The 21,163-nt window shown below is 32.6% G+C and carries 21 protein-coding genes; 3 read left to right on the forward strand and 18 right to left on the reverse strand.

The features are described 5' to 3' along the window. Positions 1 to 2 precede the first annotated feature (2 nt). From LB941_RS05450 to miaA, 3 genes are all read right to left on the reverse strand, one after another. Positions 3 to 392 (reverse strand): MerR family transcriptional regulator, encoded by a 390-nt coding sequence (locus LB941_RS05450; protein WP_253360154.1) that lies wholly within the window; start codon positions 390 to 392, stop codon positions 3 to 5. Positions 393 to 482: 90 nt separating this feature from the next. Continuing rightward, the gene (locus LB941_RS05455; protein WP_253360155.1) at positions 483 to 1,745 is read right to left on the reverse strand and encodes a methionine gamma-lyase family protein; all 1,263 of its coding nucleotides are present in this window, start codon (positions 1,743 to 1,745) and stop codon (positions 483 to 485) included. Positions 1,746 to 1,756: 11 nt separating this feature from the next. Next, the gene (gene miaA / locus LB941_RS05460; RefSeq protein WP_253360156.1) at positions 1,757 to 2,683 is read right to left on the reverse strand and encodes a tRNA (adenosine(37)-N6)-dimethylallyltransferase MiaA; all 927 of its coding nucleotides are present in this window, start codon (positions 2,681 to 2,683) and stop codon (positions 1,757 to 1,759) included. Positions 2,684 to 2,872: 189 nt separating this feature from the next. Here miaA and LB941_RS05465 point away from each other — a divergent pair, with 189 nt between their 5' ends. Continuing rightward, the gene (locus tag LB941_RS05465; RefSeq protein WP_253360157.1) at positions 2,873 to 3,049 is read left to right on the forward strand and encodes a DUF3042 family protein; all 177 of its coding nucleotides are present in this window, start codon (positions 2,873 to 2,875) and stop codon (positions 3,047 to 3,049) included. Between the two features lie 65 nt (positions 3,050 to 3,114). Here LB941_RS05465 and LB941_RS05470 read toward each other — a convergent pair whose 3' ends face one another. The 7 genes from LB941_RS05470 to rpmG all read right to left on the reverse strand — a co-directional run bounded on the left by LB941_RS05470 (position 3,115) and on the right by rpmG (position 7,413). Continuing rightward, positions 3,115 to 3,978: an alpha/beta hydrolase gene (locus LB941_RS05470; RefSeq protein ID WP_253360158.1), complete on the reverse strand. Its 864-nt coding sequence runs from the start codon at positions 3,976 to 3,978 to the stop codon at positions 3,115 to 3,117. Positions 3,979 to 4,238: 260 nt separating this feature from the next. Beyond that, on the reverse strand, positions 4,239 to 4,601 hold the full coding sequence (locus tag LB941_RS05475) for a rhodanese-like domain-containing protein (RefSeq protein WP_253360212.1): 363 nt from the start codon (positions 4,599 to 4,601) through the stop codon (positions 4,239 to 4,241). A gap of 102 nt (positions 4,602 to 4,703) precedes the next feature. Beyond that, the gene (locus LB941_RS05480; RefSeq protein ID WP_253360213.1) at positions 4,704 to 5,663 is read right to left on the reverse strand and encodes an ROK family glucokinase; all 960 of its coding nucleotides are present in this window, start codon (positions 5,661 to 5,663) and stop codon (positions 4,704 to 4,706) included. After that, positions 5,638 to 5,895: a YqgQ family protein gene (locus tag LB941_RS05485; protein ID WP_253360160.1), complete on the reverse strand. Its 258-nt coding sequence runs from the start codon at positions 5,893 to 5,895 to the stop codon at positions 5,638 to 5,640. The genes LB941_RS05480 and LB941_RS05485 overlap by 26 nt, the downstream gene beginning before the upstream one ends. A 32-nt stretch (positions 5,896 to 5,927) precedes the next feature. Continuing rightward, complete coding sequence (locus tag LB941_RS05490; RefSeq protein ID WP_253360162.1) at positions 5,928 to 6,584, reverse strand: rhomboid family intramembrane serine protease; 657 nt, start codon at positions 6,582 to 6,584, stop codon at positions 5,928 to 5,930. A gap of 13 nt (positions 6,585 to 6,597) precedes the next feature. Further along, on the reverse strand, positions 6,598 to 7,149 hold the full coding sequence (locus LB941_RS05495; protein WP_253360165.1) for a 5-formyltetrahydrofolate cyclo-ligase: 552 nt from the start codon (positions 7,147 to 7,149) through the stop codon (positions 6,598 to 6,600). A gap of 114 nt (positions 7,150 to 7,263) precedes the next feature. Continuing rightward, positions 7,264 to 7,413, reverse strand: a complete 150-nt coding sequence (gene rpmG / locus LB941_RS05500) for a 50S ribosomal protein L33 (protein WP_253360166.1) — start codon at positions 7,411 to 7,413, stop codon at positions 7,264 to 7,266. A 235-nt stretch (positions 7,414 to 7,648) separates the two neighbouring features. On the opposite strand from rpmG, the gene LB941_RS05505 reads away from it, so the two are divergent. Next, a complete protein-coding gene (locus tag LB941_RS05505) occupies positions 7,649 to 8,641 on the forward strand; it encodes a D-2-hydroxyacid dehydrogenase (RefSeq protein WP_253360167.1) in 993 nt (330 codons plus the stop codon). Positions 8,642 to 8,787: 146 nt separating this feature from the next. On the opposite strand, the gene LB941_RS05510 is transcribed toward LB941_RS05505, so the two are convergent. Then, positions 8,788 to 10,899, reverse strand: a complete 2,112-nt coding sequence (locus LB941_RS05510) for a peptidoglycan D,D-transpeptidase FtsI family protein (protein WP_253360168.1) — start codon at positions 10,897 to 10,899, stop codon at positions 8,788 to 8,790. Between the two features lie 262 nt (positions 10,900 to 11,161). Here LB941_RS05510 and LB941_RS05515 point away from each other — a divergent pair, with 262 nt between their 5' ends. Then, a complete protein-coding gene (locus LB941_RS05515; RefSeq protein ID WP_253360169.1) occupies positions 11,162 to 13,837 on the forward strand; it encodes a YfhO family protein in 2,676 nt (891 codons plus the stop codon). Between the two features lie 72 nt (positions 13,838 to 13,909). Here LB941_RS05515 and pnuC read toward each other — a convergent pair whose 3' ends face one another. From pnuC to rnz, 7 genes are all read right to left on the reverse strand, one after another. Continuing rightward, the gene (pnuC, locus tag LB941_RS05520) at positions 13,910 to 14,689 is read right to left on the reverse strand and encodes a nicotinamide riboside transporter PnuC (protein ID WP_253360170.1); all 780 of its coding nucleotides are present in this window, start codon (positions 14,687 to 14,689) and stop codon (positions 13,910 to 13,912) included. A 240-nt stretch (positions 14,690 to 14,929) separates the two neighbouring features. Further along, a complete protein-coding gene (gene hemH / locus LB941_RS05525; RefSeq protein ID WP_253360171.1) occupies positions 14,930 to 15,871 on the reverse strand; it encodes a ferrochelatase in 942 nt (313 codons plus the stop codon). Positions 15,872 to 15,903: 32 nt separating this feature from the next. Next, positions 15,904 to 16,422 carry an adenine phosphoribosyltransferase gene (locus LB941_RS05530; RefSeq protein ID WP_253360173.1) on the reverse strand — a complete coding sequence of 173 codons (519 nt, stop codon included), beginning with the start codon at positions 16,420 to 16,422 and terminating at the stop codon, positions 15,904 to 15,906. A gap of 25 nt (positions 16,423 to 16,447) precedes the next feature. After that, positions 16,448 to 18,775: a single-stranded-DNA-specific exonuclease RecJ gene (recJ, locus tag LB941_RS05535; RefSeq protein WP_253360175.1), complete on the reverse strand. Its 2,328-nt coding sequence runs from the start codon at positions 18,773 to 18,775 to the stop codon at positions 16,448 to 16,450. Positions 18,776 to 18,780: 5 nt separating this feature from the next. Continuing rightward, positions 18,781 to 19,074, reverse strand: coding sequence for a LapA family protein (locus tag LB941_RS05540; protein WP_253360177.1), 294 nt, complete (start codon positions 19,072 to 19,074; stop codon positions 18,781 to 18,783). A gap of 30 nt (positions 19,075 to 19,104) precedes the next feature. Then, the gene (locus tag LB941_RS05545) at positions 19,105 to 19,914 is read right to left on the reverse strand and encodes an SDR family NAD(P)-dependent oxidoreductase (protein ID WP_253360180.1); all 810 of its coding nucleotides are present in this window, start codon (positions 19,912 to 19,914) and stop codon (positions 19,105 to 19,107) included. A 52-nt stretch (positions 19,915 to 19,966) separates the two neighbouring features. Further along, positions 19,967 to 20,917, reverse strand: coding sequence for a ribonuclease Z (gene rnz / locus LB941_RS05550; RefSeq protein ID WP_253360183.1), 951 nt, complete (start codon positions 20,915 to 20,917; stop codon positions 19,967 to 19,969). Positions 20,918 to 21,163: the final 246 nt, after the last annotated feature.

Consider the following 21,163-nt stretch of genomic DNA (forward strand, 5'->3'; position numbering starts at 1 on the left):
TTTTAGAGGTTTCTGTTAGTCCGGAAAGAGTAGCCATTGCTCTTAGTTAATCTACTAACATTAATAAATTCATCTCTTAAAATTCGACGAACATCTTCGTCAGTTAAAGGCTTAGAAAGTTCTGCTTGTTTTTCTGCTTGTTTTTCTGCTTGCTCTTCATATATTCGCTTTATCCCTGCCATATTAATACCATCAGCAAGAAAATCTTTTATCTCAAGTAATTTATCAATATCATTTAGCGAATACATACGCCGATTGCCTTCGTTACGTGCTGGAATAACAAGTTCTTGCTCTTCATAATAACGAATTTGTCGAGCAGAAAGATTAGTTAATTTCATTACTGTTCCAATCGGCAAAACAGCCTGTGAGCGTCGAAGTTCTTTTTCCTTCATAACAACCCTCCTCTGAATTACAACATTATAATAACAAGTGTTTTTTAAAAAGTCAACTATCTATGTTATATTTTATAACATAAATTGACTTTATTTGTAAAAAGTTTCGTTCACTGCATTTGAAATTGCCACTTTAACATGTTCATAAGATAAACCGCCTTGTATATATAATGCATATGGTGCACGTAAAGGACCATCACTTGATAATTCGATAGTTGAACCTTCGGTAAAGCTTCCCGATGCCATAATAACCTTATCTTCGTATCCTTCCATATAACTTGGTACTGGGTCAACATATGAATTCATTGCTGAATAATGTTGAATACAGGCACAAAACTTAATCATTGGCTCCGGTTTATGAAAAATTACAGTTTGAACTAGATCTGTTCGAGGTGCATCCCAAGCAGGTGAAACATCCATGCCCATACTTTCTAATAATGCCGCGGTATAAATGGAACCCTTTATAGCTTGAACTGTTGTATGTGGTGCCATAAAGAAGCCTTGATAAAAATCACGCATATATCCCCATGTAGCCCCTTCTCCCTTACCAACACCCGGTGCAACTAAACGCGCTGCTGCACCTTCAATTAGATCATGGTTACCAACTAAGAAAGCCCCACCTTTTACAATACCTGCACCAGCATTTTTGAAAAGTGAGCCTGCCATTAAATCTGCTCCATAAAAAGTAGGTTCAATTGCTTCCGAAAACTCTCCATAACAATTGTCAATAAAGATTACTGCATTTGGTATAAGTTTCTTTACAAATTTAATCATTTCAGCAATTTCTTTTACTGTAAAGCTATCTCTTGTTGCATATCCACGTGATCTTTGAATAGCTACAACTTTAATATTAGAATCATCCTGTAAAGTATTTTGTGCAGTTTCGTAATCAACCTTACCATTTTCAAGAAGCGGTGTATAAGAAAACTTTATATTAAATTCATCCATCGTTCCTGGGTTGTTTCCTGCAACCCCGATTACTTCTTGAATCGTATCATATGGCATACCGGTTAAATAATATAAAGTATCTCCTGGACGTAAAATACTGAACAATGCTGTTGATATCGCATGTGTACCAGAAACCATCTGTGGCCTTACATATGCATCTTCCGTTTTAAAATAGTCTGCAAATATTTTTTCAAGTTTTTCTCTACCAACATCATCATAGCCATACCCTGTTGAATCTACCAAATCTTCTTCTGCAACATGGTGCTTTTTGAATAATTCCAAAACTCTTTGCTGATTATAAAGTGCTTGTTCATCCATCTTATTTAGTTGAGAAGCAATTTTTTGATCGACCTCTTCTATTTTCTTTTGTAATTCTTCTGGAAACTTATCCTTCCATGAAACCATCTTTTATTCTCCTATTTCTGTATCCATTCAGTAATGACTTTTTTTATTTTTTCTGTTTCTTCAGGTTTTTCAATTAAATCAAACCATATAACATCCATTTTATTGCGAAACCAAGTTAGTTGGCGTTTGGCATAGTGCCTTGAATTTTGTTTAATTAGTTCAACCGCTCTTTGATAAGAATATTCTCCTCTAAAATAAGGATAAAATTCCTTGTAACCTATCCCCTTAGCTGCAGGCAATTCAACATTTCCTGTTTCATAAACTCTCCTTGCCTCAGTTTCAAGACCTTCAATCAACATCAAATCTACCCGTTGATTAATCCGTTCATATAACTTTTCACGTTTAGTTGTTAACCCTATAATAAGTGGATCAAAATCTTTATTACGAACATCTTTTTGATTTGAAAATTTTTCTCCAGTTTCATTATACACTTCCAGAGCACGTACTACCCGCCTTTCATTTGAAATTGGTATCTTTTTTGCTGCTTTGGAATCAACTTTATTTAATTCATCCCACAAAGCACGTTTGCCATTTTTTTTGCTATATTCAATCCATTCATTGCGTACCTTTAAATTTTCATCATACTTATCTTTTCCTAATTGAAAATTATCTAGTAATGCTTGGACATAAAAACCTGTTCCTCCTACAATAAAGGGCAGTTTATTCTTTTTTGTTATCTCATCAATATATTGACTACTTGCTTTTATAAATTCGGCTACCGACCAGCGCTCATCTATCTCACAGCAATCAATCAAATAGTGTTTTATATTTTGCATTTCCTTATGCGTAATTTTAGCTGTCCCGATGTCCAAATTACGATAAACTTGCATGGAATCACCAGAAATTATCTCGCCATTAAAATACTGTGCTAACTCAATTGATAATTGTGTTTTTCCAACTGCTGTTGGGCCTACAATGATTAATACTTTATTTCCCATAATACCTACCTTTGTGCTTATTACTAGAATCTATTGTACCATCTATTATTTAGTTAAAAATAATTTTTCAAAATTTAAATGTTTTTCTTCGTTATAATAAACTAAATTTTAGAAGTTATAACTAGCTATTTTTTTTAAATTCATTCATAATATAAATGAAAATATCTTTTTCAGACAGGAGGTTACTTCATGAAATCATTTGGTAAAGGTTTTTTAGTTGGTACAGTTACAACACTCGGTGCTTTAGCTGGCTGCGTCTATGCATTTAAAAAAGCAGTAGTAGAACCTATCGAGGAACGTGAATCTGTCTTAGATGAACATCGTCGCCGTGCTTTACGTAAAAGTCGCTCAGCACACCAAGGCTAATAAGTTATTAATAAAAAGTGATACACGTCCACAATATAAATTATTGTACGTGTATCACTTTTTAACTATCCTTGATTAATAGTCGCTTTTGTTTTTTTATTAGAAGACCACAAAAACTTGTTTATCATTTTATTTACTCTTTTATTATGACGAAGACGACTATGGCTAACATTTGCACCTCTTAATTGTTTTTGCTGGTAATTTTGATTATCATCAACAATGTATCTTAAAGAACGTGATGTATTATTATTTACTCTTCCATCTGAATCCTCATGCGGTAATGTTCCATAAATATTTAGCACTTTAATTCTATTTTTTTCATAATATCCGCGTAAATGTAATAGTTTTTTATATGCAGAACTCATTAAATCTGGTCTGCCATTCCTTGCAATGATAGTTTCATCTGGTTTGTCTACTTTCCTTGGCAACCCATTAAAATGCCCAGCAAGCGCTACTTGTCGTTGTAATTTTGGCAAATTAGATTTATTTCCATATTTCAACAAATAATACATAATAGCCATATTACCCATAGAGTGCCCAACGGCATTAAACTTTGTTATTTTATATTTAGATTTTAATTTCACTAGAACGTTTCTGACCCATTTACCTAGAGTATTGTAATTTTTTACTCTATTTGCTTCAAAATTGACTAAAACCAATGGATTCTTGGAGTTGGCTTTCATTTTATCATATAGTTTTACCTTTCCAGTGCGTGAAACATTAGCTATAATTGCTGTATTTGTTTTGCCCGCTTTAAATGCACCTTCTGCCATATATTCTTCTGCGTGTACACCACTTGAATAACCGTGGAAAAATAAGGTTGGTGTTTTATTACTTTTTTCTCCTACAGTGCTTGCTTGTACTAATGCCGTTTTTAAACATATAATACTACTACAAATCAATAAAATTAGCCCTATTTTTTTCAACATAACTACCCCTTCATTTCTTTTCTTATAGAATCGCATTCTAAAATAACTCTGATATAACAGATTTTTAAACGTTTTTTAAACAATATTTTAGAAAATTCAACTTAAAAAAAGAGTGTAATTAATTGACTAATCTTAATATATTACTTATTGTAAAATAATAAAAACCAACGATATATTAATTAACTATCAATTCACTATGGAAAGTAATTAAAATATCATTGGTTTTGCTATGCTTTAATTATTATATATATCATACATCTTTATTTTTTCTTTAGTTTGCCATCCCATTTATTAAGGCCGCCTTTTAAGATAAAAATATCTTTAAAGCCAGCTTTATATAACTGAGAAGCTGCTCTAATACTTAAGGTTTTTCCTTGTTCATATAAATAAACTGGCATATCTTTACGCAAACTTGTCTTATAAATTTTAAACTGACTATAAGGCATATTCCGCGCACCCAATATATGACTAGTTTTAAATGAATCAGCTTCACGTAAATCGATTACTTGTGCTTTATGCATTCCTTCTTTAAATTCATTATTTTCAATTATCTTAGCAACCCGACGTCCTAACAACCAAGTGTATAATTGCACGCCTATCATCCATGCTAATATTAACACCATTACTATATCTAATATATACAGTACATTGACTGCACCTAAAAGTTCCACAATAAATACCTCTCTTCTCTTACTTTACAACAACCAAAAACTATCTATATTGCTTTACTTGAAAGTTAATGCTAATGAAGCCGCACCAATTACACCTGCTTCGTTGCCCAATTCTGCCAGTTTTAGTTTTGTTGAAGTACGTACCGTTGGAAAAGCAAATTTTTGGAAATAATCTGTTACTTGATCCAATAAAAACTTACCAGCAGCAGAAACTCCACCACCAATTACAATATACTTAGGACTCAAAATAGCACTTAGATTTGCACAAGTAAGTCCTAAATAATAACAAACACGCCCTACTACGTTTTTTGCTAAAACATCATTGTCTTTTGCCAAATCGAAAATAATTTTCGAACTAATTTCTTCACCATCATCCAGCTTTTGTTTTAACGTAGATTTACCAGCAAACTCTTCGGCCATATCACGAGCAATTCTTACAACACCTGTAGCAGAAGCATATGTTTCTAAACATCCATGATTACCACAAGTACATAGATATCCATTTGGTTGCACATTTATATGTCCAATTTCTCCGGCAGCACCTAATCCATGAATCATCTCTCCATTTGAAATAATTCCACCACCAACACCTGTTCCAAGCGTAATAAAGACTACATCAGTAGCATTATTACCTGCCCCTTGCCAACGCTCTCCTAAGGCAGCAACATTTGCATCATTATCAATTGCAAACTTAATTCCAGTTCCTTCTTCTATTTGTTGCTTAACGTTTTGCGTTGTTTTCCAATTGAGGTTATATGCTCCAATGACTGTTCCCTTTTCAAGGTTAACCGTCCCTGGTGTTCCCATTCCGATTCCAATAAATTGTTCGGGTTGCATCTTATATAAAGAAAGATGGTGATTGATTGATGCGACTATATCAGGTACAATATGTGTCCCTTCATCCAAAATATTTGTATCAATACTCCATTTTTGTTGAATCTCACCTTGTTCATTCAAAATGGCGAATTTGATAGTTGTTCCACCAAGGTCAACTCCTATCAACTTTTTTTCCATCATTAATTCCTCCAAATAAATCATTTTTTTCTTGTTCCCGCTTTTCTTCAATGTGATGCTCATGCACCAAAACTAACTTTGCTTTTGCAAAAGTATCGTTATCAATAACTTGTGCTTTATGTAAATGATCAAGCTCTAATGCCATTAATTCGATATCCCACATTCTCTTACCGACGTAAACAAATATTCCAAAATTCTTTAATAGTTGTTGAACATCATATAGCGTTTTCATCAGTTGATCACCTCTTATTATTATACTGGATATTATACCAGATTAAAACCAATATTCATCATTAAGCCAAAAATAGCTATTAAAGCAACCCCTGCAACCACGCGCTTTACTAATGGTACATTGCCTAAGTTTTTAACACCAACTACATATGCTATTAAAAAGCCCGCAAATAATCCACCAAGATGACCTGCTAAATCAACATCACTAAAAAACCCAAATATGATATTGAAAACTATCAACATCAAAAACTGACGTGCCATCATATGAATATAAGCATTGCTTCTAAAACTTTCGCCTAACATCAAATATGCACCAAATAAACCGAATAAAGCAGTACTTGCACCTGCAGATACAGCGTTTGCATTAAAGGCAAAACTTGCAATATTTCCTGCAACACCACTAACTAAATAGATACCTAAATAACGTGCGGGACCGAAAATATATTCAATTTGCATACCTATAAAATATAATGTCACCATGTTGACAACGATGTGCATTAGTCCGATATGAATAAACATTGGTGTTATAAAGCGCCACCATTGTCCTGCAATAATATCCGCATTAACCTTTGCACCAAATTGAATTAATACGTCTATATTAGTTGTACCACCAGCTAATGTCATTAAAATAAATACAATTACATTTATTATTATCAAGCCTATCGTTATAATTGGTCGTTTTTCATTCACTCTGTGACCCCCTTTATATACTTAAAATTTTAGGAATTTTAATATCAGTCTCTTCAATTTTCCAAGCGCATTTTTCAAAATAACGAATGCGATCTGCTAACGCAATTACATCTCCAGAAAAGTTAAATAGATAACGGTCATAAAATCCGCCTCCATAACCAATTCGATCTCCACTTTTGGAATATGCTACTCCTGGTATTATCAATAACTCAAGCATCCTTTTTTCGATAGTTTCATATGGTTCAACAGGCTCTAGGATCCCCATATTATTTCTCTTTATGTTTATTTCTGACTTTAAATGGACAAATACCATTTTTCTTTTAGGTAATGTCTTAGGTATATATACTTCTTTTTTTTCTAATAACGCTTTTAAAATAATTGGCTTTGTATCGATTTCTTCTGCTTGACTTATTGTTATTCCAATATTTTGTGCATTCTTCCATTCTGTTGTCATAAAAAGTTTCTGATATAAGATTAATTCATCTTGTTCTTTTTCCCAATTGTTTTCTGCCAATTTCAGCTGTTTTAACTGTTTATTACGTATGTCTTCTTTAGATTGCGTCATATTTTAATTCCCCCTAAGCTAAATAGGAGATTGAGAAAATAACCTTCCCAATCTCCTATTCACTAAAGTCACACCAAACTTAGAAAGTACTGTAAACGTAATTTCTAGTTTCACTTATTTAGTTTCACGATGTAAAGTAACTTTATGATCGCGTGGGCAATATTTCTTAAATTCTAAGCGATCTGGATTATTACGTTTATTTTTGCTTGACAGATATGTTTGTTCATGACACTCTGTGCATTCTAATGTAATGTGTACACGCATATTTCAAACCTCCAAACTACGTAGCATATATATTCAAGTAAGGCAGACTCCTACCTTCAACGTTTATTATCATATCATTTTTCAAAATTCTTTTCCAGTCTTTTTTATAAAATGTTAAGTAAATTTCCTTGACAGCATTTCAAAACTTTAAAAATAAATACTTTTATCAAAAACTAGTATTGTTTTTTGAATTAAGCTATAATTAACCCAATAATTAAAATAGGATGTGTAAAATATGACCAAAATTCTAATGATGTCTGTCCGTGATGATGAAAAACCTGCTATAGATGCCTGGGAAAAACGTCATCCTGATGTACAAGTTAAAACTACAACTTCAGAATTAAAAGCCGCTACTATTGAAGAAGTTAACGGATATGATGGGTTAGTTATTCAGCAACGTTATAATATTGAACCCGAAGTTTATCCACGACTAAAAGAATTCGGATTAAAACAAATCAGTGCTCGAACTGCTGGATTTGATGTACTAAATCTGGATTTAGCAACTAAAAATAATCTAATCATTACAAATGTCCCCGCATATTCCCCCCGTTCTGTTGCAGAATTAGCCGTTGCACATGCGTTTCGGTTAACTCGCAATCTTGAATTATTTGATGCTCGTGCTGCTAAACAAGATTTTCGTTGGGCTGGCTTACAGGCAAAAGAAATCCATTCTTTAACCATTGGAATTATTGGAGCTGGACGTATTGGTGGCACTACTGCAAAGCTATTCCATGCACTTGGTTCTAAAATTATTGCCAATGATCCTATTGAAAACTCTGACTTAAAATCTATATTAACTTATAAATCTTTTGATGCTGTTCTCAAAGAATCCGATGTCTTATGTCTTCATGTTGATTTAAATGATTCTTCTCGCAACTTAATTGATGCTCATGCTCTAAGTTTAATGAAAAACACTGCCTTTCTTATCAACGAATGTCGTGGCCCTGTTGTTGACACTGATGCTTTAATAATGGCTTTAGAAAACAAAAAGCTTGCAGGAGCTGCACTTGATACATTAACTGGTGAAGAAAATTTCTTTAATTTCAACTTAGAAGGTAAGGAACTTCCAAGTGAACAACTAAAAAAATTACGTTCCTTTGATAACGTTGTTTTGACCCCACATGTTGGTTTCTATACAAATATTGCTGTTCAAAACATGGTTGATATTAGTTTAGATTCAGCATTGAGTATCCTAAATGGAGAAAAAGTAGCAACTCAAGTTAATTAATTTTCTTTGAGTAACTAAAAAACTACATAATCATACCTATACTAAAAAAGTCATTAAATCATGTTTAACAACTGTTGATTTAATGACTTTTTTCCTTTGTAAAATATTTAGGTATTACTTACCAAACTTTATCTGACTCTCTAATTTTAATCGTTACCGCCACTACCATTATCACTTGTAGTAGTTGAAATCCCCTTGCTTGAACGAACGGTTTTCCAGAAAGCTTTATAAACCTCCGAAGCCAAAGTTTGAACGATTGATCCACTTGAACTTGAATCCATTCCAGGGAAAACGATGGCCATAGCAACTTTTGCATTGTTAGACGGTCCATACATGACTAAACTATGTGTTATCGTTTCAGTTGTTCCATGATACGTCTGAGCAGTCCCTGTTTTAGCAGAAACTTCTGGTGTTAAATCTTCCAAAGCTGTACCTGTTCTTGATGACATTGAACCATGAACAACATCATAGAAACCAGTTTTTACGACATTCCATTCAGACGAGGAAGCATTATATACATTTAACACATTTGGTTCAAATTCATACACTGTTTTTCCTAATGTTCCATTTTTATTACTTTCACGTATAGATTGTAAAACATGTGGCTGCAAACGATACCCACCATTTGCAATCATTGAAACATATTGAGCCAACTGAATCGTTGTATAAGAATCATAGTTACCAAAAGATAAATCAAGTGCTTTACCAATATTACTTTGACCAGAAGCACCTGCATAACCTGTGCTTTCTCCCGGAATATCAATCCCAGTCTTCACACCTAAACCAAACTGATTAAAATTATTTCTTAACTTAGTAAATATCGATGACGGCATCGTCAACGCAGAACCTGATTTATACGTATAACCCACTTCAAGCATTGTTAATTTCATCATATAAACGTTTGAAGAAATTTCCAAAGCTTGTTCTGCAGTAAGAGACATATCATCTGCACCTGTTTTATTGAACCATGATGCTTTAGTTGCTGTACCTTTAAGTTTAATTGGCTCATCATACAAAGTATTGCTTGATGGTGTAATAACTCCTGAGGTCAGTCCCCCCATAACTTGGGCACCCTTAACAACAGAACCCATAACATAGGTTTGATTAAGCGTTCCTAATGCATTTGCTGTTACTTTGTTGGTAGAAAGATTTCGACTAGCCCCAGCTAATGCATAGATTGCACCTGTATTAGGATTAATAACTGCAACATATGCACCCGGCATATAAGGATTAGAACTTTTTACACTATTAACAGCGGACATCAAATATTTTTGTACTTTCTTTTGAAATTTTTCATTAATTGTCAAAACAACATTATCGCCTTTTTTTCCACCATATTGAGTAGTCTCTTTTAAGACCTTGCCATTTTGTGTTTCGACATTAATCGTCTTTTTTGTTCCTTTTAAAACATTTTCATATTGGGATTCTATATAGCTAGAACCAACACTATCATTACGTGAATATCCTTCTGCTAATAACTCATTAATTGAATCACTTGGCAAACCTGTTTTTTCTGTTGTTACAGTTCCAATAATACTCTTAACTGAACTCCCTGCAGGATAAGAACGACGCCAGTTTGTGCCTATTTTAATGCCTTCCATTTCAGATAAATGTTCACCAACTTCGGACATTTCTTTATCTGTTACGCCTTGTGCTTTCAAATAAACTGTAGATAATGAATATGCATTACTCATCTTACTGTATAGAATAGCTATTTCTTTTTGCTTATGTGTCATTCCTGCATATAATTTATGTTTTTTAACATAGGCTAACTCAGCTTTATATAGCTCCGATGACGACATGCTAGAAGAACCTGTAATCTTTTTGTCAACTTCACTTTCATGTTTAGCTAAATAAAAATCTGCTTTATTCGTAGCTGTTAATGAACTTGTAGAAACACTTATATAATTTGACAAATATTTTGCAACAGAATACATCTGTGTATTCGTTACACTTAAGGGCTTTGTATACGTAATAGCTCTTGACGATTTATTACTTACCAACACCTTACCAGAAGAATCATAAATTTGCCCACGTTGGACATTTTGTGTTTCTGTTTCTGTTTCACTACTTGATACCTCTGATTCAAACATCGTCCCATGTAAAATCTGCAAATAAGCTAACTGACCTATTAACGCTGCAAACAGCAAAAAGACGATTAAAAAGAGAAAATTCAAACGAAAAGGAATATGTGATTTATTTTTATTCGTAGTAGTTTCAACTTTTCTAGCTTTTCTAACTTTCTTAAAAAATTTCAAAACAATTGCTCCAATCTACTCTCATATTTTAAAAACATGAGCCGTTGCTTATCACTATTCCCTATCGTACCATAAAATCAACTCAATTTGGACACGTTTTGTACTTAAAAAAGACTAAAATTATACCAAATTACTTTAAATATTTTTTAGATAGCTATTTCTTTATGCAAACAACCTTATCCTATGCTATGCTAGAAACTAAATAATATACTATGTTATAAATTACGTAATTTTTTATAACATAGCTTTGAGGTGTTTTATAATGATTCAAAAAGTTCGTTCTTACTTAAAAGAACATTATCCTTTAATTTTAAGTTTTTGGGGACCTATTATTCTAATGCTAGGCTATTTTATTTATCGTAAAATGTATCCTTTTGGCACTAGCAGTATCTTAACGGTAGATATGGGTCAGCAATATGTGGACTTCTTCCAATTTTTTAGACGTACTATTCTGCATTCACCTAGTAGTTTTTTCTATACCTTCTCTAAAGCAATTGGTGGTGAAATGCTGGGTGAATGGGCCTATTACTTACTTAGTCCGTTTAATTTAATATTGCTCTTTTTCCCTAGTAAAACTATTATGGCAGGAATTATTGTTATTACCTTATTAAAATATGGTTGTGCTGGCTATACCTTTGGCAGATTACTTTCAAAACGCAACTTAAAAAAGGGTCTATTAATTCCTACTTTCTCAACTGCATATGCTTTTATGGGATGGAGTATTGCTAACCAACTTAATTTATTATGGATTGATGCAATTGTTTTTTTACCTTTAATTATTCTTGGTTTACTTAATTTACTAGATCATAAAAAAGGTTATGCTTATTCCTTATGGTTAGCAGTAATGTTGATTGTTAACTACTATATGGCATATATGATTTGCCTTTTTTTAATTCTTTTCTTTATTTGGTACATAGCAGATACCTTTGAAACATGGAAAACTTGTTTTAAAAAATTGTGGCTATTTATTAGCCGTTCACTAATATCTGTAGGCATTGCAGCAGCTTTACTTTTACCTACATTTTACTCATTGCAATCAAGCAAGGGGCAATATACTCAAGATCAAATTTCTGCAAAACTAGAGTATAATCCCTTAAAAATGTTAACTAAATTTGTACTTGGATCATTTGATTTTAAACAAATGCCTTCGGGTTATCCTAATTTGTTTGTCAGCAGCTTAGTCCTATTTACATTTATCATGTTCTTTTTCAACAAGAAATTCAGCATAAAATCTCGACTAACTGCTTTAGTAATAAGCATTTTCTTCATTGTTTCCATGTGTTTTGAACCTCTTGATTTATTATGGCATGGTATGCAGTTTCCAGTATGGTATCCATATCGCTTTACCTTTGTTGTTTCATTTTGGATGATTTTTTTAGCAGCTAAATCTTTTGATAAATTTAATTTTAGTCCTACTTGGTGGCAGATTTGGCTAGCTTTTCTTTTAGAAGCGGGGATTTTAGGCTATAGTTGGTTAAAGCTCAATAAAGTGTCTTATCTTAATAAAACTACACTTATTTTTTCAGCTCTTTTTGCTGTCTTAACTTTATTGTTATTATCTATTGCTCCTAAAAATAATCCAAATAACATTCGTAATGTTTTTTTATATATTATTGTTATGGTAGAAATGACAGCCAACGTTGCATTTTCACTTAATAATATTAGTTATTTATCAGCTAGTGAATATTCCGTTCCAACGGCTTCTTTAAGTAAAGATACGCAATTACTAAAAAAATTAGATTCTAGTATGTATCGGACTGGTCAAACATACAGCCGAACAAAAAACGATGGTATCGCCAATGGCTTTAACAGTGGCTCATATTTTAGTTCTGCGTTAGAAAAATCTATTCCTGATTTTTATGGACAAATTGGCAATCCAGATGGAGATAACTACGTCACATATTCAAATGGCACCTTAATTACTGATGGTTTACTGGATATGAAATACTTCTTTAATCAAAAAGATACGTCTGAATTAACTGGTGCTAGTACTACTACAACATTAAGTCCTTTAACTGAAAAAAGTGATTTAAATCTCTACCGCTTAGTGGGTAATAACTTAACTACTAGAATTTACAAAAATCCATATGCGTCAAGTTTAGGCTATGCTGCAAACTCAACTCTTAAAAACCTGACAACATTATACGATGATCCGATAACTTATCAAACTTCATGGTTAAATGCTGTTACAGGAACTTGGCCCACAACTAAATATTTCACGGCGCAAAACTTTAATGAGGTTATTTTCCAAAATGCAACCCAAACTGTTAATTTAACTGGCGCTGTTGTTAAACGCAAAAATACTAATGCAGATTCACAGATTATATTTAAATTTACGCCTAAAACAAATAATTCATATTACTTAACTCTTGGTTCTGGTCTGATAGGAGATAATGTCAGTTTATATATTGGTAACCGCCAATTAAATTACTACAGTACCTTCAGACATACAGTTGTAGTTAACATTGCCAACCATGATAAAGGTCAAGAAATTGTAATTACTGCTCGCTTTAAGAAAAAAACTTTGACTCTTAATAATTTTGTTCTTTATGAAATGAATAATAAACTAGTAGAACAAAAACTTAAAGAAGTTAAAAAACAAGCCTGGAAAATCAAAAAACACTCCGATCGTTATCTCTCAGGTTCAATATCTATAACAAAGAGTAGTCAGATTTTTACAACAACAATACCTTACAGTAAAGGATGGCACGCTTATGTAGATGGTAAATCTGTTTCAACATATAAAGTTCAAAACACATTTTTAGCATTTGATATTAGTAAGGGCAAACATACAATTACTCTAAGTTATTGGCCACCTTATTTAAATTTAGGTATCGCAATATCCGTAATATCATTAATAATCCTTTTTGCTCCAGCCTTGGTAAGACGTTTTTACAAACCTAAATTAAGTCGCGCAAGCCGACCATATCAAAAATAGTTAAATATAAATACCCTCCTAAGAATTAGATATCATCTAACGACTTAGGAGGGTATTTGTTTGAATTAAAAACTAGCTAGCTTTTTGGGCTTCATTTTGTTTAACTGGTGAAAACCACATATATGCACCATAAACACTATTTATAAACATTATTATCTGTAATACAAACATAGATAAAGCTGCTGGTCCACCATTAGTTAGCTGAACCGACCAAATATATATATTAATTACATCTAATATCAACCAAGCTATCCATTGTGACCGATAACCATATGTCATTAAAATCATCCCAATAATTCCCAAAGGTAGTAATGTTGCATCCACATATACTTGAGTTCCATTCAATCTTTTACTTGTTTCTAAAACAATGAAATAGAGAATAATCGCACCTATGAATGCCAATATAGCTTGCCATTTTTTCATTTTTCGAGCCTTTAACTCAGTTTTATTATTTTGAACCGCCATCTGTTTATGCCATACCGTAATCCCTACAAACTGCATTACAAGATAGAAAGTTTGCGATGCAATGTCACCAATTAAATGATTGTATACTGCAACGATTAACCAAACGATACAACTTAATATTCCCCAACTATAATTTGTAATTCTACCTTGATCAACTAAAATCAGGTTTAAAACGGTCGCAATCCCCGTTATGAGACCTAGCCAACTCATAAATCCATAATCACCACCAAAAATGAATGCACCAATTTCACCTAATAACATTAACACCATCATTATTACAGTTAATCTTGCTAATGAGATTATTTCGGTAATATTATTTTTTAAGTCTAAAACTTCACGTAATCCTATAAAAAGATGCTGCGTGTTCTCCATAATTTTTTCCATCATAAATTCCTCCAAATAAGAGCTCAAAAATTTTTAAGTATATTGTACTTTAATTAGCATAAAAATAAAAGTATTTCTTACTTAATTACTCTGTTTTATTCTACAAAAAAGATAAAAGCTAGTGTTTTGACCTTTGTTATACACTAGAAAAATATTAATAATCTATTCTATCTCGTCTGTATAACTTAAACCACTAATCTTTTATCTTAATCGTTAATTCTAACTAAAGTTAATATATCATAATTAGATGTAGTCCAATAAAATTTCAGCTAATTCTTTAGCTTCATTAAAGGGATGGATATATTCAAATAACTCACCACCACTAGACTTAAAATAAGCTCGATTTTCTATATCAATTTCATAAATAGTCTCTAAACAATCTGCAACAAAACCAGGCGAACAAACCAGAATTTTCTTTATCCCTTTATTTGGAAAATCCATCAACATTTTACTAGTTGCTGGTGTTAGCCATTTTCCTGGTCCAAATTTCGATTGATAACTTTGATAATACGGAAAATCTCCTACTTTTTCCATAATTAGTTGGGTGGTTTCTTGACATTGTTTAGGATATGTATCGCCACTTTTTACATAACTTTCAGGAATCCCATGGTACGAAAACAAGATTGCATTATAATTATTCTGGGATAGTTTTTCTTTAATCTTACTTGCATAATAAGCTATATATTTAGGATGCTGATAAAAAGAATGAATGAATTTTAAATCTATAATTTTATCATTACCATAAAAATAAGACACTACATTATCAAAACTAGCGCCGCTTGTGGTTCCTGAATACTGGGGATAAAGCGGGATTATTGTTAGTTGCTCTACACCTTTACCTAATAACCTATCTATTCCCTCATCAATCAATGGATGACTATATGACATGCATGTTTCTATTTCCACATCTGGTAAAAGCTTCTTTAGATTTTCGTTTTGCCGTAATGCAAAATAAGCCAATGGTGAACCTTTTTTTGTCCAAACTTTTTGATACAATTTTCCTGATTTATACGGGCGAAATGGTAAAATCATGCCATGCAGTATTGGCCACCACAGAACACGGGGCACTTTAATTATTCGTTTATCTGACAAAAAGCGTGCTAAATATCGTCTTACATCGTGAGGACTTGGACTATCCGGTGTTCCAGTATTAATCAATAAAACACCCTTTTTTCTTTTCAGCACACTATCACCTTCATCTTAAAATAAAATCAATATTAATACTCCATCAATGTTAAAACATCATAACCCTTAAGCTTAGAACGACCTTTTAAATCTTTTAATTCAATTAAAAATGCACAACCAACTACCGTCCCACCTAATTGCTCAACTAAATCAATCGTTGCACCAATTGTGCCTCCTGTAGCAAGTAGATCATCTGTCACTAAGACTCTTTGACCTGGCTTAACAGCGTCTTTATGCAAGAATAATTCCGAAACACCATACTCTAATGAATATTGTGCACTAACCGTTTCACGTGGTAATTTTCCTTTTTTTCGTGCAGGTGCAAATCCAACACCAAGCTCATATGCAACTGGACAACCAACAATAAAGCCACGTGCCTCTGGTCCAACAATCATATCAACATTTTTATCTTTTGCAAATTGTACAATTCTATCTGTTGCTTGACGATAAGCCTCTCCATCTGCCATTAATGGAGATAAATCGCGAAAAATAATTCCCTTTTCTGGATAATCTGGAATACTTGCAACATAATTATTTAAATCTACTGCCATTAAAAATTCTCCTTTGGATTACATCTTAAATATTTATAAAATCAGTTAACCATTTTGTTAAAGTTGCTCGATTGCTATAAATAAGAACTTGTTGTGCTTTCATCTTTAATTGTCGCATTTTGAAATTTCTTGTTTGCGATAAGTCTTCTTTTTTCACTTGCGCTACTTTACTCATTAGTCCATTTTCTATTTTAACAAATCCAGCTTCAAAAAACACCTGTATCATAAAAATAAGCAATTCCTTACTGATCTTAAGATACTTTGCCAATTTATCTAAATTGTTTCTTATATCCACATTTGTATGCTTTTGGATAAATTTAAACAAAGTTGCAAATTGTTCCCGTGATGGGACTCCAACCAAATATGCATTGTCATTTGAAAAAAAGATTGTATAAATTTTTTCAGTCTCAATCATTGTCAAAACTCTTTTTAAATCATTCAAATTATTTGGACAATCAACAAAAGTAACGTCTTTTGCTTTTAATGTCTTTACAATGTCTTTTGCGACTATTGCTTCAGCATTTTGAGGTAAGTATTCTTCTATTTGCTGTTTTACATTTGAATTAAAAAAAATATACATTCCATCTTGTTGAAATAATGATTTTCTCAACTTATTTGTTCTCATATCAATTATTTCTGTCTTTGAATCTTCCATAAGGCACATATCTTTTATCATGACTTGAACTGAAGTTTTATCACGCCAAACATTTTTTGATAATGTACCAATAAATTTAACACATGCTGGCTTTGCAACTATTTTCGCTATTTTCTCACCTACGCTAAACGCAAGTGCCGAAACATTATTTTTTTCATTTAGACTAGCTAAATTAATCTTTAAATGTTGTTTATTTTTACCAATAGCTTGTGCGTTAATTGTTGTATACTCATCAAATGCAAATACTGGTTCTTCATTTTCATTTCCAAATGGTGCTAGCAATTGTAATTCATCAATCAATTTAGTCGAAATACTATTTAGTGAAATCTTTCCTGCAAGTTCAAGGCTTTCTTTTGATCTTTTATCAAGCTGCTGTTCTTTAGCTTCTGCATCCAAAATCATTTGCAATTCTTCTAATTTATCAGGTTCAACGCTTAACCCACAAGCCATATGATGACCACCAAATGCTACCATTTTATCCCTATGACCATCTAGTGCTTGAAACAAATTAAAAGAAGGTATCGAACGTCCCGAACCCTTAGCAATGTTATTAGAAGAATCAATGCCCACAACGACTGTTGGCTTCCCTGTTTCGTCCACTAATCTACTAGCTACAATTCCTAAAACTCCTTGATGCCAATTTTCGCCCCAAACAAGATTTACTAAATGCTTGCCCGATTGTTCCTTTAAGTGTTCAAGTGCATTTTCTGTAATCTTTTCGACTAATTCTTGCCGCTCACTGTTCAACTTCTGACAAGAATTAGCTAACGAGAGTGCTGTATTCTCATTTTCTGTTGTTAAAAGTTCAACTCCTACATTAGCATCGCCTAATCTCCCTAACGAATTAAGTCGCGGTGCTAATATAAAGCCAATCGTTTGCTCCGTAATCTCATCTAATTTAGTTCCTGAGACCTCACATAAACTCTTTACGCCTAATCTATTTCCACGTTGTAAAATTTCTAAACCATATTTTACTAAAATTCGATTCTCAGAAATCAAAGGTACTACATCAGCAACTGTTCCTAATGCAACCAAATCCAGCATATCACTTGGTATTTCTTCCAATAAAGCTGTCGCTACTTTAAACGCAACGCCAACTCCAGAAAGACCTCCAAAAGGATACTTTCCCTTAGGATGTCGTGGGTGTACTATTGCATATGCTTCGGGTAATTTTTCAGGTAACTCATGATGATCTGTAACCACTACCTTAACTCCACGGGACTTCGCATAATTTATTGCTTCATAACCTGTCACACCGTTGTCGACTGTCACAATTAGCTGTGCGCCCTTGTCTATTAAGCATTTATAAGCTTCTATATTAGGCCCATATCCATCCTCAAAGCGGTTAGGAATATAATAAGTTACATCTGCTCCAAGTTGCATCAGTGTACTGTACATAACAGCTGTACTTGTTAATCCATCAACATCATAATCACCATAAACGACAATTTTTAAGCCCGAAAAAGCAGCTTCTTGAATGCACTCAATCGCTTTATCCATATCATACAATTCAAAAGGGTCAATAATTTTTTCACTACTAGGATGCAAAAAAGAATTAATTTGGTCTACAGTTTTATAGCCTCGCCTGTATAAAATACGTGTAACAATGGATGAAATTGCGAGCCTACTAGACAAATCTTCAATTTCATTATTATCAGTTTGTGTCGGTAGTCGCCAATCATACTTAGCTTCTAACAAGTTATTCAACCTTTCTGTTCAGAAGATTTTTTATCTGTACTACGCCGCATATTTTTGTTTACTTCCAGATTTTGCTTTGTTTTCTTTAACTCGTTTTTCAGTTTTAAAATTGTCATCATTGAAAATGAAACAGCGATTAACATTCCAATTAAAACAGAAACAACTAAAATAATAACTAATGGCATAGTTACATAAGTAATGCCAAAATTAACTGTTACTTTTTGAACATTTAGCCAAGAAAACACAACAATTACTAAAATTAATAGCGTTGTCCCTACCATTTGCCATTGCTTTTTCATAAAAATTACCCCCTATTTAAAATAGCGCCTTTATTTTTTATTAAAAATACTGTTTGCTAAACAATCTCCTAATCTTGGAAACATATGATATAGGTGATCTGCTACTTCCATTATATACGGTATATTCAATTCACGTTTAGACGTACCAATTGTTTGCACTATCTTACTTGCAACTACCTTTGAGTCCAGTACATAGTTTCCAAGATTGTTTAAATAATTCCCACTTTTGTCAGCTTTAGCAAAAAATTCTGTTTTTATCGGTCCTGGATTAACTGTTAATACAGAAATACCCAATTTTTTTAATTCTAACCGCAACGCGTTAGAAAAACCTAAAACAGCAAATTTTGTAGCTGAATAGATAGTTGACTTAGGTGTTGCTATTTTTCCAGCCATAGATGCAATATTAATGATAGCACCACGATGACGTTTACCCATCTGTAATGCTGTAAATTTGCTCATATAAATTAAGCCTAGCACATTAACCTTGAACATTTCTTCCATAATATTCATGTCAAATTTAAGAAATTCTTCCATTAAACCAAAACCGGCATTGTTAATTAAAACATCAATCGGACCAACTTCAGATTCAATTTTGGTTACCACTTTTTCAATATCATCTGTTTTTGAAACATCCAATGTATAGGCAAAAGCCAAGCGCCCTGAAATTTCACGACAATTAGCAACTACTTGTTGTAATTTGTCCATCCTTCTTGCACATACAACTACAATAGCTCCCCTTTTGGCTGCTTGATAAGCAATCTGTTCACCTAATCCACCAGAAGCTCCAGTAATCAAAACTACTCGATTGCGTAAATTTTTGAGTTCTTTATATCCTGTCATTTATCTACTTATCCGCCTTTTTCTTTTTATAAACCGAAATTCAATCATAATATTATTCATCTTCATGTTTATTTACAAATTTAACTTCAAAAGTATCAAAATCTCTGACTACTTTTGTGTTAGCAAATACATTACGTGCATCACTTTCAAGTTTATTGACAAGTGAGCCTACATATCGTGCTGAAATATGTGTTAATAATAATGTTCTAACTTTTGCTTTATTAGCAACATTGGCAGCTTGTACAGATGTAGAGTGATAGTAGTTTCGTGCTAGTTTGCTTTCACCTTTACCAAAAGTACTCTCATGTACTAAAACATCAGCATTATATGCTAAATCCAAAATATTTGGTGTTTGTCGTGTATCACCTAGAATCGTTACAATTCTACCTTTTTTAGGTGTACCTATATAATCTTTACCATCGATTACTCTTCCGTCTGGTAAGGTAACACTTGCACCTGATTTTATTTTTCCATAAATTGGTCCTGCAGCAATTCCCTTTTCATGCAGTTTATCTACAAGCAATTCACCCGGATAATCCTTCTCAACAATCCGATACCCTACACTTTGAATACGATGATCTAAATATTTAAACGAAACTACAAACCTTTGATTCTCAAAAATAATGCCTTCATCTTCTAACTCAACGAAATTAATTTTATATGAAAGTTTACTTTGGGAGATTCGTAAAGATGTTTTAACAAATTCTGAAATCCCTTTGGGACCATAAATAGTTAATGGTCCAGTCTTATCTCCTCCTTGAAAAGAACGACTGCTCAAGAAACCAGGTAATCCAAACAAATGATCTCCATGCAGATGTGTGATAAAAATACGATCAATTTTCCGTGGTTTAATATTAGTTCGTAAAATTTGATGCTGTGTTCCTTCACCTACATCAAATAACCAAATTGAATTAATTTCATCCAATAGTTTTAAAGCAATCGCTGTAACATTACGAAATTTGGCAGGTGAACCAGCACCTGTCCCTAAAAATTCAAGTTCCATATTCTAAATTCCTATTCTAATTTGCTAAAAAACAAATAAACTTTAACGTAACAATATACATACTTATACTGATACCAATTTCTATTTTATCATTAAATAGCTTTTAAAAGAAATATTTTTCTTCATGCTAATAATTGAATAACTAAATTTGTAATCTTCTCTATACTTTTCTACCATATTTTTTTCAAATAAAAAATAAAAAGGCACTCATAGTTAGAAGTGAATATCAAAAGTTAGTTTTCTTGA

The organism is Ligilactobacillus ubinensis, from assembly GCF_024160875.1.
Lineage (GTDB): Bacteria > Bacillota > Bacilli > Lactobacillales > Lactobacillaceae > Ligilactobacillus > Ligilactobacillus ubinensis.

Bases quoted from the DNA above. Each gene is read 5' to 3' on its own strand.
- LB941_RS05485 (WP_253360160.1), bottom strand. From the start codon at position 5,895: ATGAAAACGCTATATGATGTTCAACAACTATTAAAGAATTTTGGAATA.
- miaA (WP_253360156.1), bottom strand. From the start codon at position 2,683: ATGGGAAATAAAGTATTAATCATTGTAGGCCCAACAGCAGTTGGAAAA.
- LB941_RS05515 (WP_253360169.1), top strand. From the start codon at position 11,162: ATGATTCAAAAAGTTCGTTCTTACTTAAAAGAACATTATCCTTTAATT.
- rnz (WP_253360183.1), bottom strand. From the start codon at position 20,917: ATGGAACTTGAATTTTTAGGGACAGGTGCTGGTTCACCTGCCAAATTT.
- LB941_RS05480 (WP_253360213.1), bottom strand. From the start codon at position 5,663: ATGGAAAAAAAGTTGATAGGAGTTGACCTTGGTGGAACAACTATCAAA.
- LB941_RS05475 (WP_253360212.1), bottom strand. From the start codon at position 4,601: ATGGTGTTAATATTAGCATGGATGATAGGCGTGCAATTATACACTTGG.
- LB941_RS05465 (WP_253360157.1), top strand. From the start codon at position 2,873: ATGAAATCATTTGGTAAAGGTTTTTTAGTTGGTACAGTTACAACACTC.
- LB941_RS05450 (WP_253360154.1), bottom strand. From the start codon at position 392: ATGAAGGAAAAAGAACTTCGACGCTCACAGGCTGTTTTGCCGATTGGA.
- LB941_RS05495 (WP_253360165.1), bottom strand. From the start codon at position 7,149: ATGACGCAATCTAAAGAAGACATACGTAATAAACAGTTAAAACAGCTG.
- LB941_RS05530 (WP_253360173.1), bottom strand. From the start codon at position 16,422: ATGGCAGTAGATTTAAATAATTATGTTGCAAGTATTCCAGATTATCCA.
- rpmG (WP_253360166.1), bottom strand. From the start codon at position 7,413: ATGCGTGTACACATTACATTAGAATGCACAGAGTGTCATGAACAAACA.
- LB941_RS05470 (WP_253360158.1), bottom strand. From the start codon at position 3,978: ATGTTGAAAAAAATAGGGCTAATTTTATTGATTTGTAGTAGTATTATA.
- LB941_RS05455 (WP_253360155.1), bottom strand. From the start codon at position 1,745: ATGGTTTCATGGAAGGATAAGTTTCCAGAAGAATTACAAAAGAAAATA.
- LB941_RS05545 (WP_253360180.1), bottom strand. From the start codon at position 19,914: ATGACAGGATATAAAGAACTCAAAAATTTACGCAATCGAGTAGTTTTG.
- LB941_RS05505 (WP_253360167.1), top strand. From the start codon at position 7,649: ATGACCAAAATTCTAATGATGTCTGTCCGTGATGATGAAAAACCTGCT.
- LB941_RS05540 (WP_253360177.1), bottom strand. From the start codon at position 19,074: ATGAAAAAGCAATGGCAAATGGTAGGGACAACGCTATTAATTTTAGTA.
- pnuC (WP_253360170.1), bottom strand. From the start codon at position 14,689: ATGATGGAAAAAATTATGGAGAACACGCAGCATCTTTTTATAGGATTA.